12 protein-coding genes and 1 tRNA gene are annotated in these 14,816 nt (G+C 42.0%); 1 reads left to right on the top strand and 12 read right to left on the bottom strand.

Translation table 11 applies throughout. The annotated features are described in order from the left end of the window. Positions 1-65: 65 nt before the first annotated feature. The 9 genes from BN2425_RS12645 to BN2425_RS12605 form a co-directional block, all read right to left on the bottom strand. Complete coding sequence (locus BN2425_RS12645; protein ID WP_042459928.1) at positions 66-2,051, bottom strand: NAD(P)/FAD-dependent oxidoreductase; 1,986 nt, start codon at positions 2,049-2,051, stop codon at positions 66-68. 858 nt (positions 2,052-2,909) lie between these two features. Then, complete coding sequence (gene panF, locus BN2425_RS12640) at positions 2,910-4,361, bottom strand: sodium/pantothenate symporter (protein ID WP_042459924.1); 1,452 nt, start codon at positions 4,359-4,361, stop codon at positions 2,910-2,912. After that, positions 4,358-4,642 (bottom strand): YhdT family protein, encoded by a 285-nt coding sequence (locus BN2425_RS12635; protein WP_042459921.1) that lies wholly within the window; start codon positions 4,640-4,642, stop codon positions 4,358-4,360. Before BN2425_RS12635 ends, panF begins: the two co-directional genes overlap by 4 nt. 253 nt (positions 4,643-4,895) lie before the next feature. Further along, positions 4,896-6,071 carry an amidohydrolase gene (locus BN2425_RS12630; RefSeq protein WP_042459918.1) on the bottom strand — a complete coding sequence of 392 codons (1,176 nt, stop codon included), beginning with the start codon at positions 6,069-6,071 and terminating at the stop codon, positions 4,896-4,898. Position 6,072: 1 nt separating this feature from the next. Beyond that, positions 6,073-7,302: a Zn-dependent hydrolase gene (locus BN2425_RS12625; protein ID WP_042459914.1), complete on the bottom strand. Its 1,230-nt coding sequence runs from the start codon at positions 7,300-7,302 to the stop codon at positions 6,073-6,075. Positions 7,303-7,321: 19 nt separating this feature from the next. Beyond that, on the bottom strand, positions 7,322-8,518 hold the full coding sequence (locus BN2425_RS12620; RefSeq protein ID WP_042459911.1) for a membrane protein: 1,197 nt from the start codon (positions 8,516-8,518) through the stop codon (positions 7,322-7,324). 261 nt (positions 8,519-8,779) lie between these two features. Then, positions 8,780-9,598: a rhamnogalacturonan acetylesterase gene (locus BN2425_RS12615; RefSeq protein WP_081798064.1), complete on the bottom strand. Its 819-nt coding sequence runs from the start codon at positions 9,596-9,598 to the stop codon at positions 8,780-8,782. A gap of 164 nt (positions 9,599-9,762) precedes the next feature. Continuing rightward, on the bottom strand, positions 9,763-10,800 hold the full coding sequence (locus tag BN2425_RS12610; protein ID WP_042459908.1) for a hypothetical protein: 1,038 nt from the start codon (positions 10,798-10,800) through the stop codon (positions 9,763-9,765). After that, complete coding sequence (locus tag BN2425_RS12605; RefSeq protein WP_042459905.1) at positions 10,787-11,134, bottom strand: PadR family transcriptional regulator; 348 nt, start codon at positions 11,132-11,134, stop codon at positions 10,787-10,789. The genes BN2425_RS12610 and BN2425_RS12605 overlap by 14 nt, the downstream gene beginning before the upstream one ends. Before the next feature lie 279 nt (positions 11,135-11,413). Between BN2425_RS12605 and BN2425_RS12600 the strand changes: the two genes are divergently transcribed. Then, entirely contained in the window at positions 11,414-12,496 is a 1,083-nt protein-coding gene (locus tag BN2425_RS12600; RefSeq protein WP_042459902.1) for a branched-chain amino acid aminotransferase, read from the top strand. A 60-nt stretch (positions 12,497-12,556) separates the two neighbouring features. Here BN2425_RS12600 and BN2425_RS12595 read toward each other — a convergent pair whose 3' ends face one another. The 3 genes from BN2425_RS12595 to BN2425_RS12585 all read right to left on the bottom strand — a co-directional run bounded on the left by BN2425_RS12595 (position 12,557) and on the right by BN2425_RS12585 (position 14,649). Further along, entirely contained in the window at positions 12,557-13,111 is a 555-nt protein-coding gene (locus BN2425_RS12595) for a class I SAM-dependent methyltransferase (RefSeq protein ID WP_195891935.1), read from the bottom strand. Positions 13,112-13,204: 93 nt separating this feature from the next. Continuing rightward, positions 13,205-14,398: a nucleoside transporter C-terminal domain-containing protein gene (locus BN2425_RS12590; protein ID WP_042459895.1), complete on the bottom strand. Its 1,194-nt coding sequence runs from the start codon at positions 14,396-14,398 to the stop codon at positions 13,205-13,207. 177 nt (positions 14,399-14,575) lie between these two features. Then, a tRNA-Met gene (locus tag BN2425_RS12585) sits at positions 14,576-14,649 on the bottom strand. Positions 14,650-14,816: the final 167 nt, after the last annotated feature.

Genomic DNA, 14,816 nt, shown 5'->3' with positions numbered 1-14,816 from the left:
GACTTTTGGTCAGCCCTATTGTTTATTCTAATATCAAAAACTGGAAATTTTCTTGATTACTTTTATCAGATCATACCGGTAAATTGTTTTACTTCTTTTTTTGAAACTATAGATTCCAAAACAAATGCTTTCTCAAATCCATCTTTAATGGCATGGGTAATGGAGCCTGGAACGATAGCATCACCGATAACAAATACGTTTTCAAAATGCTGCCGGTACTCTTCTTCTAATGGGTTATAGGATTCTGTTCCCATGGAAAAGACAACATGGTCGACTTCGAGTTCGATTTGATTACCCGTTAATTCTTTTTCAATTACCACAGCATTCGGTAGTATTCTTACCACGTTTTGTCCTTCGATAATCTCAACATTTAGCTTTTCCAGCCGATTTAGCAGCATCATTCTTGTCGGAGCCGATACTTTTTCCCCTGTAGCTGTCGGAATATTAATTAAGATTACGTCATTCCCTTTCTCTGCAAGCTGACGCGTCACACTGTAACAAACCATTCCACTTCCAATAACGGCTATTTTCTTATTTTGGAATGGTTTCCGTTCTAATAACACATCTTCATAATCACAGACAGTTGCTAGCTGGGTTCCCTCTATGTTTGGAATAATGGGTTTGGCACCGGTTGCGAGGAATACCGCATATGGGTTCAGGGCCTTTATTTTTTCAACCGTGGCCTCTGTATTAAGCCGGACATCCACGTTTAATCGTTCCAGTTCATTTCGGTGATAGTCGATGATCCAGTTCATTTTCTGTTTAGCCACCGGGGTATGAACAAGATCCAATTGTCCGCCAAGCTTGTTGTCTTTTTCAAAGATTGTTACTTCGTAGCCTTTTATGGCTAGTACTCTAGCAGTTTCCATTCCGGCCGGCCCGCCGCCTACTATGGCTACATGGCGCTTTTCCTCAACCACTTTAAATTCTTTAAACTCAAGCTCCCGACCGGCCCGAATGTTGAGGGAGCACTGAACGTGAGAATTCTTGTTGACTGTCTGGATACAGTGAAGGCAGCAGATACACTTCCTGATCTCCTGTTCCCTTCCTTCATAGGCTTTATTGGTCCATTCCGGGTCGGCAATGTGGCCCCTTCCTAGTGCGACAAAATCTGCTTTGCCCTCGGCTAAGATACTTTCGGCAAATTCCGGCTCACGGATGACTCCCACAGTGATAACAGGAATACGGACACACTTTTTAATTTCCTCAGCCAAGTAGACTCTCCAGCCTTGTTCAAACATCATCGATTCGATGATTTTATCCCCAGAATTGTAGGTACCACAGCTGGCGTGGATTCCATCCGCCCCGATTTTTTCCAAATAGCGGCTGATTTCCATACTTGTTTCCACTTCCAAGCCACCATAATCGAAATCATCCACGTTAAGTCGTACTGTAACAGGGAAATCAGAACCGCACTTTTCCTTGATGCCTAACAAAATTTCCTCTAAAAATCTGATTCTATTTTCAAAGTTTCCACCATATTCATCCGTCCGCAGATTGGTGTTGGGACTCAAGAATTGGTTAATTAGGTACCCATGGGCAGCATGAAGCTCTACACCGTCGATACCGGCGGCCTTGCAGCGGATGGCAGCTTGAATAAACTTTTGTATTAGTTCTTTCACTTCTTCCTTTGTTAATTCTCTTGGTTCTTCGCCAATGGCATTGCAAGCAACTGGACTTGGAGCAACGATTTGTTTTCCCCCTGTCAGAAGTGAGTTGGATTGCCTTCCAGCGTGATGAAGCTGGACAAATATTTTGGCGCCGTATTTATGGACGGCATTCGCCAAACGGGAAAAACCTGGCGTAAACCGATCTTCATCTATCCTTACTTGGTTCGACATCCCTTTGCCCAATGCATAATCAATGCAGGTAAATTCCACAATGATTAATCCTGTACCGCCTTTGGCTCTTTCCTCATAATAAGCAATTTGGTGTTCCGTAACCTCCCCATTAACCCCAGCCAAATTTGTTCCCATTGCTGGCATAACAACCCGATTCTTCAACGTTAAACTGCCAATATTCCCTGTTTCAAACAAATGGCTATAACGCAAAACAACCCCTCCTCATTTGTTAAACACTTCACAAATACGTTCTAAACTATCCCTTCATTCATTATAAACGAATACCCCATAAACTTTGTGATAGAAACGTGACATTTAAACCCAGAGTCAGTCTACTAGAGTATCACCGCATTAACTCAGTGGGGGCCAGTCCCCCGGTACATCACCGCTTTACCTTAGCGGGGGACTGGCCCCCAACGCATCACCGCTTTACCTTAGCGGGGGACTGACCCCCGGCGCATCACCGCTTTACCTCAGCGGGGGACTGGCCCCCAGCTCATTACCGCTTTACCTCAGCGGGGGACTGGCCCCCAGCACATCACCGCTTTACTTCAGCGGGGGGACTATCGCTATTACCAATGTAATAAATACAAGTTGTTAATGATTTTTTATGGAAATATTTTGGGTTATTGTGAATATAGATATAGAACTAGTTTGTTTATTTTTTATGGGAAAGGAGTTTTTACCTATGGATAAGTGCATTTCTTGTGGTGAGGAGTTATCGATTATGGAGAGGAATAGAAGTGAGTGCTGGGCTTGCAGGGATACGACAACTGAGGCTTACTCGGATGAAGAGGAATAGATTGAGGTAAGGATAATCATCCCTTGTTTTTCTCTAGTTAAGAAGAAAGTCCCCTAAACCTTCGAATGGTGCCACAGCACCTTGTATAGTATCCCTCTGCAGGTTGTTTTTCATTTCCATTCAATTGTAATGGTCCCAATGGCTAAAAAAGAACAAATAAGGCGCCATTGTTATGGCGCCTGAATTCATATTAGCGAGGGATTGACCTCCCATACGTTTTACAGTTTAAAAAAGGAAGTGAAACTTCACTCCCTTTTTTAACTCCCTTATTTTCCAAAACGGATTGATTCAGTTGCTGTCCTTGACCTTGTAGCAAGGCTTACTACTACGAAAAAGATGAATGAAAATATGATGGGCAGCACAACCGTGTGGAATCCAAACGCATTGGGATAAAAACGGTCTAACCAAATATAAGAACCCATCCCGATAATCATCGAGGTAATCGCTCCATATTTATTGCCCCCGCTCCAATACAATCCCATGATGACCGGCCAAATGAACACTGACTCGAGTCCGCCAAAGGCAAATAAGTTCAGCCACACAATTAAATCAGGTGGACTTAAGGAAAAAATAATTACAATTACGCCAATAACGGCGGTTGCACCAAAGCTGACTTTTTTAATATGATTGTCGCTTGCACTCGGCTTGAAATAGTTCAAGTAAATATCTTTTACGAGTGCCGAGCTGACTAAAATCAGCAGGGCGTTAACCGTTGACATGATAGCGGCCATCGGTGCGGCCAGCACAATACCGGCCCAAAACGGCGGCAGCACCTTCATCGATAACAACGGCATGACGGTATCGCCCACCTCAATACCCGGAAGCACCGGTCTGGCAAACACTCCAATCAAGTGCATCCCAAGCATGATGACTCCAACCACAATGGTTCCAATCACAATCGCACTGTGCATGGCTTTTGAATTTTTATAAGACATGGCCCGGACAGCTATTTGCGGCAAACCCACAACGCCGACACCTACTAAGATCCAGTAGGAGGATACATAGGTTGGCGAAAGGCTCCCATCCGCACCAAACGGGCTGATTAAATTTGGATTCTCGGCTGCCAAATCTGAGATTATTTTTGAGACTCCTCCGCCTGCTTTGATGGTAGCTATCAACAGGATTAAGGTGCCCAGGAACATCACCACCCCCATCACAGTATCCGTTAACGCCACAGCACGGAACCCACCGACGATAACAAATACAAGGACGGAAAACGCAAAAATATACAAGGCGGTCGAATATGGAAGTCCAGTGAGGGATTCCACCAGGCGGGCACCCCCAATCCATTGGGCCGTCATGGAGGAAAATAAGAAAATAATAATACTGGCTGCCGACAGCAAGACCACTGCTTTGCTTTGGTACCTTTCTTTAAGGAAATCAATTAAGGTGACAGCCTTGTATTGCCTCGATACGATGGCAAACTTTTTCCCCAGCACCATAAGGGTAAAATAGCCGGTTGCCAGTTGGGTCATGGCCAGCAGCACCCAGCCTAATCCCCTCGTATAGGCAACCCCCGGGCCCCCAATAAAGCTTGAGGCACTTCCGTATGTGGCCACCATGGTCATTGCAAGGATGAAGCCCCCCATCGAGCGTTCTCCCAAGAAGTACCCTTCCAGGAAGGATTGGGATTTTAACACTAATTTATTTGACCAAATTCCAATTGCAAAAATAATTGCTAGAAAAATAATTAACGGTGTGATAACGCCCCAGTTCACTGATTTTCCCCCTCTTCTGTCTCAAAGGGAACATCCTTGAACAAAAACTTTACGGTCAAGCTGACAAGAATAACCATCAAAATGGTACCAACAATGCAGCTGTAAAAGAACCAGGCGGGCAATCCCCATATGTAATGATAGTTCTCCACTTTTTCCGAACCTAGCCCATAGCCAAACCCGTACCACCAAATAAAATTTATAATAACAAGAATAACCCCTATTAACGCTTCTCGATGGGCAATTTTAAAACGCTTGTCCAGTGGAGCTTCCGTTTTTTTCACGCTAATCCCCCTTCTAAATCCAGATAAGTTATTTTTCACTAACCATGAACATTTTACCAAACATCTCATTTAAAAAAAGAAAAATGCCTAAAAAAAACTACTGTGTGGAAGCTCTGAGTTTAATACAGTGGTTTTCTCAAGTTATGAGCTTTATTCGAGGCTGTGTTTGTTTGCTTCCAGCAGTTGGAGAAGTTCAAAAAAGGATAAATCAAAAGGAACACAATTAATCCAATTGTGCTCCCCATTTGTTTCACTATTCATTTAAGTAAGACCATGCATACTGTGCGTACAGCTCCGCACCAATAACGAGGGCATCTTCATCAATGTTAAATCTCCCATGATGATGGGCCCACTGGGTATCTTTTTCCGGATTGCCGCTGCCAACTAACGCAAAGCTGCCAGGAGCTTTTTCAAAGTAGTCGCTGAAATCTTCACCGCCCATTGTCGGCTTTTCATTAAAGACAGCGTCTCCACCAAACGCTTCTGTTATCACCTTTTGGGCTAAATTTGCACTATACTCATCATTAATCACAGCTTTAGTACCACGGGTATATTCCACTATTGCTGTGGCCCCATAAATGGCTGCGACCTGTTCGGCATAATGCTTAAGCTGGGTTTCAATATGGTCTCTGACTTTCGGGTCGAAACAGCGGACCGTCCCCTCAATCACTGCGTTTTCCGCAATAACATTAAACCGGGTGCCGACCACCATTTTTCCAATGGTAAGAACCGCAGGCTGCTGTGCATCAATCGTCCGAGAAACCACAGTTTGTACGTTCATGACAAACGAGGAAGCAACAAGGGCAGCATCGATACAAGCATGCGGCATCGCTCCATGACCGCCTTTTCCCTTGAATGTCACTTTAAATAAATCAGCCGAAGCGAACGATGGTCCTGGTGTGCAAGACACTTTGCCAGTCGGCATCTGCGACCAAATGTGAATACCAAAAACGTTATCAACGCCGTCCACTGCCCCTTGCTTAACAAACGCTTTAGCACCTTCAGCCACTTCCTCAGCTGGCTGAAATAATAACCGGACGTTTCCAGGTAAATCAGCTTTATTTTCATTTAAAACTTTAGCAGCAATCAGCAGCATAGCTGTATGGGAATCGTGACCGCAAGCATGCATTTTCCCTTCAAACTTTGAAGCATACTCCAAATCCTTATTTAACTCCTCTACTGAAAGTGCATCCATATCTCCCCTTAACGCCACCGTTTTGCCCGGCTTACCGCCTTCAATGGTGGCAATAACTCCGGTTGGTTCCGCTCTGCGATAGAAAATTCCCAATTGGTCCAAATATTCACAAACGAAATTGGTGGTCTCGAATTCTTCCCATGACAGTTCCGGTTCACTGTGCAGCTTCCTGCGGATGGCTGTTAATTCCTCACTGTAGGTTTGAATTCCTGCCTTTATCTTTTCACTAATCATTTTACTCTGCCTCCGTTAATTTCTTGGCTGTTTCATATAGAATCTCAACGGCGTTTGCTATATGAAGCGAGTCTGACCATTCTTCCGGGCAATGGCTTAGCCCATCTTTACTAGGGATGAACACCATGCCCACTTCTGTCACGTCCGATAAAACCATGGCATCATGCCCGGCACCGCTGTTTATCGAGCTATACGGGATAGTTAAAGCATTGCTGGTTTGTTTTAAAAGGGCAACAATTTCAGGATTCATTGCCTTTGGCTGCATGTATAACTGCTGAACAGCGGTTACTTGTATTCCATTTTGAGTATAGGAATCTATTAATTCGTTTAATTTGCCGATCACATTCTGAATATGTTCTTCTTTGCCGGAGCGAATATCAACGGTGAAGACCACTTTTTTCGGGATGACATTGGCACCGTTGGGGAATACATTTAGTTTCCCTGTTGTCATTACAGTACCTTCTCCCTCTTCGATGGCAAGCGTCGGGAATTGGGCAATCATCTGTGCTGCGGTCACTAAGGCGTCCGCGCGGCGATCCATAGGTGTAGTCCCCGCATGCCCGGCCTGCCCTTCTACCGTAATTTCATACTGAGTCAAACCCACAATGGTTTCTACAACACCGATTGGGATATTTTTCTCTTCTAAAATAGGTCCCTGCTCAATATGTAACTCCAAGAAGGCTTTCAATGTCTTGGGATCCCGCTTTTTAGGAAGCGCTGGATCCAGCCCGATCTTGGTCATGGCTTCTACGGTTGAGATACCGTCATTATCCTTTAAATTTTTAAAATCTTCCTCACTAAGCAGTCCAGTCATACCGCGAGATCCCATTAATCCTCCGCCAAATCTGGCTCCTTCTTCTTCAATCAAAGCAATAACTTCCAGTGGATACTTAGGCTTGATTTTGTTTTGAGCAAATAAAGCGGCTACCTCCAAACCAGCCACAACACCTGCCGGACCATCATAGGAACCTCCATTGGGGACGGAATCAAAGTGGGAGCCAATTAACACGCTTGGCGCATCCTGTATCGTCCCCTCCATTTTTCCAAAAATATTCCCTAAGCCATCTTCCCGGACTTGTAACCCGTATTCCTTCATTTTTTCTTTGATATATTCCCGGGCCTGTTGATCTTCCTGACTATAAGTCAGCCGCGTTGTCCCTTTTCCCGGAGTTGCTGTAAATTTGCTTAATTTGTTGATATGTCCTTCTATTCGAGTTTGAAGGTCGTTCATTTCAATCTCCCCTGTCTTTTTACAAGAATTTCACGAAAATGCCTGCTAAGATAACCGAAACAATGGTAACGGTGATAAACCCGCCAACCAGCATTGGAGGCAGCATATGGCTTGTCAGCACTTCTTTTTCTTTTTCATCGTTGGTTAACGACTTGATTACTTCATTTGTAATGATAAAGTCAGCCGGAAATCCGTAAAGGGCTGTTAAAGAAACTGCAAAGGCCATTTCCTTGCTTACTTTTAGGACTTTGCCTGCAATGAACGAGAAAACGTACATGCCAATAACACCAATCACAATCGTCCCAATCAATGGCCAGATGATTTCCATCATCATGCTAGGTGTTGCTTGCTTTAATCCATCAAAAATAAACAGCATCAGACCCATCATCGCAAAACCGAAGCCATTTGCTTTTTGCAAGGCTTGCTTTTCCAAAAAGCCAATGCTTTTTCCGATGATCCCGAACAGTAAGCAAAGAACAAATGGGCTGACGGAAACAACAGGTGCTAATAGAGTTGAAACTAAGTAGGCTAAAAACGCCACTACTGCCAGTCTAAAAAACTTAAAGAATTCAGTGTTGTACTTTTCTGGAAGACTTTTAAAAAGTTTTAGCTCGAAATCCACTGTTGCTGCTGTTTCGGCGGATGCTTGCACTTGATCTGCATGCATTAGTTCCCCATTGCGGTACTTTTCAAGCAGCCGCTTTCCTTCTTTTTTCAACATGATGGAAGTAAGCGGATAGCCAGCAAACCCCTGCATGACATAAATGACAATGGCGAACACCGATAGTGACGCGAGGCCAGCTGTTTTAGCTCCTTCCGACATGATTAACGCAGAAACCACACCGCCTACTAAAGGAGGGACGGCAACAACCATGGTTTTAAAGCCAAAGATAAGTGTTCCGATACTTAATAAAAATACAACTATCCCTAAAATACCTGTGATTGCGATCAAAATCGTCTTCCATTGGGCCTTTAATTCCTGCAAGGACAACAGGGTACCCATATTGGTAATAAGCAAGTACATCAGCATGGTAGCAACAACTGATGGGATACCCGCTATGGAGACAATTTCTTTTGGAAAAAAGGTCCAGTAACCAATTAGGAACAGCACAGCACTGATAAACATGGACGGCACCCAAGCTTTGGTTCTGATAGCGACCCAATCCCCAACTAATAAAATAAAAACCACAATGACTAAAGCTAGCATTTGTGACATATGTACACCTTCATTTCTACTATTATTTGAATTATTTCGCAACACTAAAAAATATGTTATTAAAATAATAATATAATTATATTATTCAGTCAATTAAAACTATTAAAATATTTAAGTAATGCGCTTACATGTGAATTTTTACTATGTTATACTCACTTCAATATTATTTCATGAAAAGATATTCATATCAGAACCAAGCATTTATTAAAGTCGCTAAAAAATTAAAAGGCCGCAAGCTGCGGCCTAAAGCATAAAAAATGATTATTGGAACTCTTTTCGAACATGGTTCGTTAATGGCAAATTCAATTTATTCATTTCCTCTACCACTAATTCCGCTATTTCCTGTGCCCCTTCTTTCTGGAAATGGGTTCCATCTTTTACACCATCAGGATAGTTTGGTGAGTCCCCGGGAATAAGCCATAAAAATAAATTCTTGGTTTCCCGCGGCCCAAATTCTTGAAATAACTCCTTACTTCTTGCCGTTAAATCGATCACAGGGACATTCTCTTCTTTAGCCAGTTCTCGCATGGCAGCAGGATATTGGCCATGGGAGGACAATACTTTTCCACTTGGTGAGAATCTCCTTCTTTCGACTGGGGTCACAAGGATGGGAATTGCCCCCTTTTGCCGAGCACCATCAATATATTGCTTTAAATAGCTTTTATAAGTGGTAAAAGGTTCTGTGTAAAGGTTGGGATGTTTGATTTTTTCATCATTGTGGCCAAACTGGATGAACAAATAGTCCCCCTCTTTTATTTGGCCCAGAATCGTGTTCAGTCTTCCTTCGTCTATAAAACTTTTCGAACTTCTTCCTGGTTTAGCCTGGTTGTTCACGACGACTTTCCCGTCAAACATCCCAGCCAATTCCTGCCCCCAGCCTTCCCTTGGGGCTAACTTGCTTGAGTAATTGGAAACCGTTGAATCACCTGCGAGATAAATGGTTATAGAGCCATTCGGCTGCTGCCCATATGCTTTATGCAAAGGAGATTGGGACGTATATAATCCTGCAGCCCAGATTAAACATGCAGTAAATATTAGTAAAACCGTCAAAGTGGTTTTTTGGCTCCATCTCTTTTTCATTTTCTTTCCCCCATGCGGCTTCGTAAACATAGTATTTGTTTCATTTTAATGGATTAAAACCATTTGAAAAAGTACTTTTTCACATTTAATGATATTTTTTAATTGGTAATGGGGGATGTTTCTAGAATCTGTTCAAGAGGCGAAACTCATGGTCTTGATATTTTTCATTTACCTACCCCAGATTTTTTATGGCTATTGTCTGTGGGAACCGGGAAATAGGCCTTTTTAAATCCTTGGTAGGCATCAGCTGCTATAGATATTAAAAATACAGCGATGATGATCCGAATAATAAAGGTTTCTGGATGATGGATGAAGGTAAGGTTGTTGGTTAAGAAACTGCTATATTCCGAAGTGAATAAGTTGGGAGAAGTAATAATTATAGTGAATAATAGTAATGAAATGATTTGGCTGATCGCATTGACCCAGGCCAGTTTAATCGTCCATTGTTTAGCTTTCCATTTGTAAATACTCAGTCCTATTTCTAATATAGCTGCCAAAATAACTAGGAGCCAATTAGCGTTAAGCACATCTTGGTTCAAAGATGGAGTAACTGACATCATCCCTTCAGTCCCCTGCTTATATATCCCTAAAATGTTGTCAGCGTTAAAATAAACCGTTACCCAAATCACTGTCCATATCATACGGCCAACTGTTTCCATCGTTGGGACTGCCCTTTCTTTTGGTAAGACTGTTATTTTTTTTAAGTCCTCGGGTGCCCACTCCTTAAAACAGCTCCCTTGCGGCTTATGGCCTTTATGATCCACTCTTTCAATGACCGCAAATACCAGAGTCAGCCAGAAAAACACTTGAAACATGGTAAACAGCACCTGGACGATCCCTTCGGAAATAGCCTGCTTTGCCACAAATATAATCAGCGTTTGATTTTCCGGCGCTGCCATAATGGTCCCAACAAAGAAACCCACTAAAGTAATGGTAACGGCAATGGGCAAAATCCATTTAAACCATTGAATATAAAGTTCGTAATATTTGGGGCCAATTAAGTACATCGGCCGATCCATATATCCGTTCGCCAGAACAGCTGGATTACCCAATTTCTTTAAAACTAACGTAACATCTTCCTCGGTATAATCTTCCGGCAGCATATCCTCGATTGTAGAGCGGAGTTCAAGTGCAATATCCTGCCTGCTTTTTATAGGAAGCCTGCGAGTGACTTCTTGTATATAAAGGTCAATTAGGTTCATCAGGATCATCCCCTTTTAATAATAAATATAGTTCTTCTGAAAGCTGTTGCCATTCTTTTTTTAACTGCTGAAAAACCTCTAAGCCCATCTCGCATAATACGTAATATTTCCGCGGCCTGCTTTCTGAAGTATCCCAGCTGCTCGTTACCAGCTCCTGTTTCTCCAGTCGGCGAAGCAGCGGATACAGTGTGCTTTGATCAATGGTAATTCCGCTTTTCTCTAAAGATAGAACAAGGGAATAACCATATTGTGGCGACCGAAGCTGGCTTAACACCGCCAAGGTCAACGTCCCTCTACGTAATTCGACCCTCAAAGAATTCAGCAGCGTACTCATCATCTCACCTCACTTTATTTCTTTTTATACCCTATGTCATATACTATGCATCATACACTATTGTGTGTAATTCAATATTAGCACCAGTTTAACCATTTTACAATTTTTTCCTTTATACTTGAAAATTGTTTAATACATTAACGCGCCGGGGGACAGGCCCCCGGCACGTTAATGTATTAAAGTATAGTCTATGTATGGAATCTTTACCGTTTAAAGTGATATAGTAATATAGAGAATAGTATCACAATTTTAAATATTAAATTGTTAAGAGGTGTAATCATGAGTCAAGATATTGGTTTTATCCAAAGAGAGGTATTAAAGGAGAAGCCTGATCCTGCATCCTTAGGATTTGGAAAGTATTTCACTGATTATATGTTGGTAATGGATTACGATGTTGAAAACGGATGGCATGCAGCCCGAATTACCCCGTATGAACCTATCACACTTGATCCTTCTGCCATGGTTTTTCACTATGGACAAGCCATTTTTGAAGGCTTGAAGGCATATAGAACAGCAGATGGTACCATTCAGATGTTTCGTCCTGAAAAAAACATGAAGCGGCTAAACGATTCATGCGACAGACTCTGTATTCCGCAAATCGATGAAGGATTCCTACTGAAAGCCATTAAACAATTAGTATTAACCGAAAAGGACTGGGTACCAAATGAGGCAGGAACGTCACTATACGTTCGTCCATTTATTTTTTCAACAGAGCCATATCTCGGTGTGCGCCCAGCCCAACAGTATAAATTGATGGTTATTTTATCTCCGTCCGGGGCCTATTATGGCGATCAACTAAGCCCTGTTAAAATCTATGTGGAAGAAGAGTATGTCCGGGCAGTTATCGGTGGAGTCGGTCACGTAAAAACTGCGGGAAATTATGCAGCAAGCTTAAAGGCGCAAGAAATTGCCGAGTCAAAGGGCTATGCTCAGATTCTTTGGCTGGATGCCAAAGAAAATAAATATGTTGAAGAAGTCGGCAGCATGAATATTTTCTTCAAAATCAACGGGGAAGTCGTAACACCTAAACTAAATGGCAGCATCTTACCAGGTGTGACCCGGGATTCCGTTATCCAACTACTTGCATACTGGGGTGTTCCAGTACGTGAAGCAAGAATATCCATTGAAGAAGTATTTGAAGCTTATGAACGCGGTGAATTGGAAGAAGTCTTTGGTGCCGGAACAGCCGCAGTTATCTCTCCAGTAGGGGAATTGAATTGGAACGGCCGGATCATTACCATCAACGATAATCAAATCGGAGAAATTTCACAACGCCTGTATGATGAAATGACAGCAATACAGCTTGGAAAGAAAGAAGATCCGTTTAACTGGACAGTCAAAATTGCCCAGGTTGAGGTTTAGGCGGTTCCCTACTAACTATATAGGAATATTAAGAGGCGGCAGGAGAGTCCCAACCGCCTCTTAATGATATATTTTCTGACAAAATATCGATTGCCTTCCCTCTTGCTCATTTTCTTCGTAAAAAAGAACCTTCCATTCTCTAAATTCAGTTAAAAGCTCCTGAGGCTTCAACTTATATTGTACAGATACCCCTTGATTTTCATTTCCCGGTGACATGTAGTAAGTCTCCATGAAAAAATAACCATTCTTTTTTATACCTTTTTTTATTGAGGAAAATAGGGAACGATCCAGGTAATACGTTACAACAACCAGGTCGAATAATCCTTCCCATTTGAGGTTTTCACCTTTTGTGAGATCACACACTCTGGGGTTGATCGATAAACCCTGCGCTGCGGCCAAATCCTTTATATAGTTAATGGCTACGTCCGAAATGTCCATAGCCTGCACTTGATAATTTAATCCAGCCAGAAGCAGGCTGTTTCCACCTAACCCACAAGCAAGTTCAAGCGCTGCCCCTCCATTAAGATACGAAGTAAATTTCTTTAATCTTTGATTGGGTTGAGGCTCTTCCAGACGATTTAATTTTTCCTTATACTTTTGATTCCATTTGTTCATTGTGTCCATTTTTAAATACCTGGTTTCCCCTCATAAAATATATATTTATTATAACAACGCTCATGATAAATCCCTAGAGCAATTAGAGTTTCCTTACCAAACAAACAGTCCTACAATCATAGCACTTAATAATGATACAGCCATCCCGCTAACCAAAAGCTTCCAAACATTTTTTCCAATAACTTTTGATTTCTCCGCACTTATCGTTGAATTAAATGCTCCATATATCATACCTACTGTACTAAAGTTAGCAAAAGAAGTAAGAAACGTAACTGCAACAGCAACGGTATGAGGTGCGAGGTCTTTTAACCTGCTCGTTAAATCAAGCATTCCTACAAATTCATTAGTTGAAAGCTTAATCCCCATTAATTGTGCCACATACATCGCATCATCCTTAGGCAGCCCCAGCAAGAATGAGAATGGACTAAAAATATAAGAGAATATTTTTTGAATCGTCAGTCCCTTCACAAAAAAGCCCAAAATTCCATTAACACCTGCTGTTAGGGCAACATAGCCAATTACCATCGCTGCAATAACAATCACCATTCTGATTCCAATGAGCATACTGTTGGAGATGGTTGAAAAGAAGTCTCCGCGCTCTTCTTTTGTCGGAACATAAACAATATCTTCCTCTTCGCTAACGTGAACAGGGTTTAGCATATTTGCAAGCAACAATGAATTTAAACAATTCAAGGGAATGGCCACAAAAACATAGGTAGCTGGGACCATTGTTAGATAGGCACCTATAATTGACCCACTAATGCAGCTCATACTCATAATTCCGAAGGTTAACAGGCGGTTTTCGCTCAATCCAGTCAACTGCTGGCGAATAACAGCAAGCGCCTCTGTGTTCCCTAGAAACATCATCTGGATGGAGAAGAAGCTTTCAAGCTTTGGCAACCCAGATATCTTTGAAATCAGCCAGCCAACTTTATCAATTATCCAAGTTAAAATTCCAAAGTAAGTTAAAATATCAAAAAACGTAATGATAAAAATGATAGGCATTAATGCACTAAAAAAGAAATCTACCTGGTCATTAGCCATAACGGAAGGGAAGACAAACGAAATTCCTTCGTTGGCACAATCAATCAACCAAGTAAAAAATGAAGCGATTTTACTAATTACCCAGGAGCCAATTTTTGTGGATAGCATGAACCAAGTAATTAGAAAATCTATAACCAACAATTTCAAGATTGACTTCCAATTCACCTTACTTTTATTAGGAGAACATAAGTATATAAGACCAATGACAACTACTACTCCTAGTGCATTTAATAAAAAATACACATTATCACCCCTTTAATTTATCATTTCCCTAAATTGTTTTTTATTATAGGGAAGGAGCTCCTTTTTATTTCTTCTTCGGAGTGCAATGTGCTAATTCTTCATAAGACATATTGTTGCTTTTTGAAAAACGTGCAAAAAAAATAGCGGACAGCGCTAATCGCTATCCACCATTTTTGATTGCGGGGGCAGGATTTGAACCTGCGACCTTCGGGTTATGAGCCCGACGAGCTACCGAACTGCTCCACCCCGCGATAATTAGAAATATTTAGATAGTCCATGCTCATTGTTTCATGGACTCCCCATCTCTGTAGGCTAATTCAAGCAGCAGTTCGATGGGTACAACTCGCAGATTATTCATTGAAGCAACGCTCGTTGCTCCACCCCGCGATAATATAATTTTTTAAAACAGCCTGGCAGC

It is taken from the genome of Neobacillus dielmonensis, from assembly GCF_000612665.1.
GTDB lineage: Bacteria > Bacillota > Bacilli > Bacillales > Cytobacillaceae > Neobacillus > Neobacillus dielmonensis.
The sequence above is the reverse complement of the archived record's forward strand: the minus strand, read 5'-3'. Positions and strand labels throughout refer to the sequence as shown.

Bases quoted from the DNA above. Each gene is read 5' to 3' on its own strand.
- BN2425_RS12630 (WP_042459918.1), bottom strand. From the start codon at position 6,071: ATGATTAGTGAAAAGATAAAGGCAGGAATTCAAACCTACAGTGAGGAA.
- BN2425_RS12625 (WP_042459914.1), bottom strand. From the start codon at position 7,302: ATGAACGACCTTCAAACTCGAATAGAAGGACATATCAACAAATTAAGC.
- BN2425_RS12620 (WP_042459911.1), bottom strand. From the start codon at position 8,518: ATGTCACAAATGCTAGCTTTAGTCATTGTGGTTTTTATTTTATTAGTT.
- BN2425_RS12615 (WP_081798064.1), bottom strand. From the start codon at position 9,598: ATGAAAAAGAGATGGAGCCAAAAAACCACTTTGACGGTTTTACTAATA.
- BN2425_RS12610 (WP_042459908.1), bottom strand. From the start codon at position 10,800: ATGAACCTAATTGACCTTTATATACAAGAAGTCACTCGCAGGCTTCCT.
- BN2425_RS12605 (WP_042459905.1), bottom strand. From the start codon at position 11,134: ATGAGTACGCTGCTGAATTCTTTGAGGGTCGAATTACGTAGAGGGACG.
- BN2425_RS12600 (WP_042459902.1), top strand. From the start codon at position 11,414: ATGAGTCAAGATATTGGTTTTATCCAAAGAGAGGTATTAAAGGAGAAG.
- BN2425_RS12595 (WP_195891935.1), bottom strand. From the start codon at position 13,111: ATGAACAAATGGAATCAAAAGTATAAGGAAAAATTAAATCGTCTGGAA.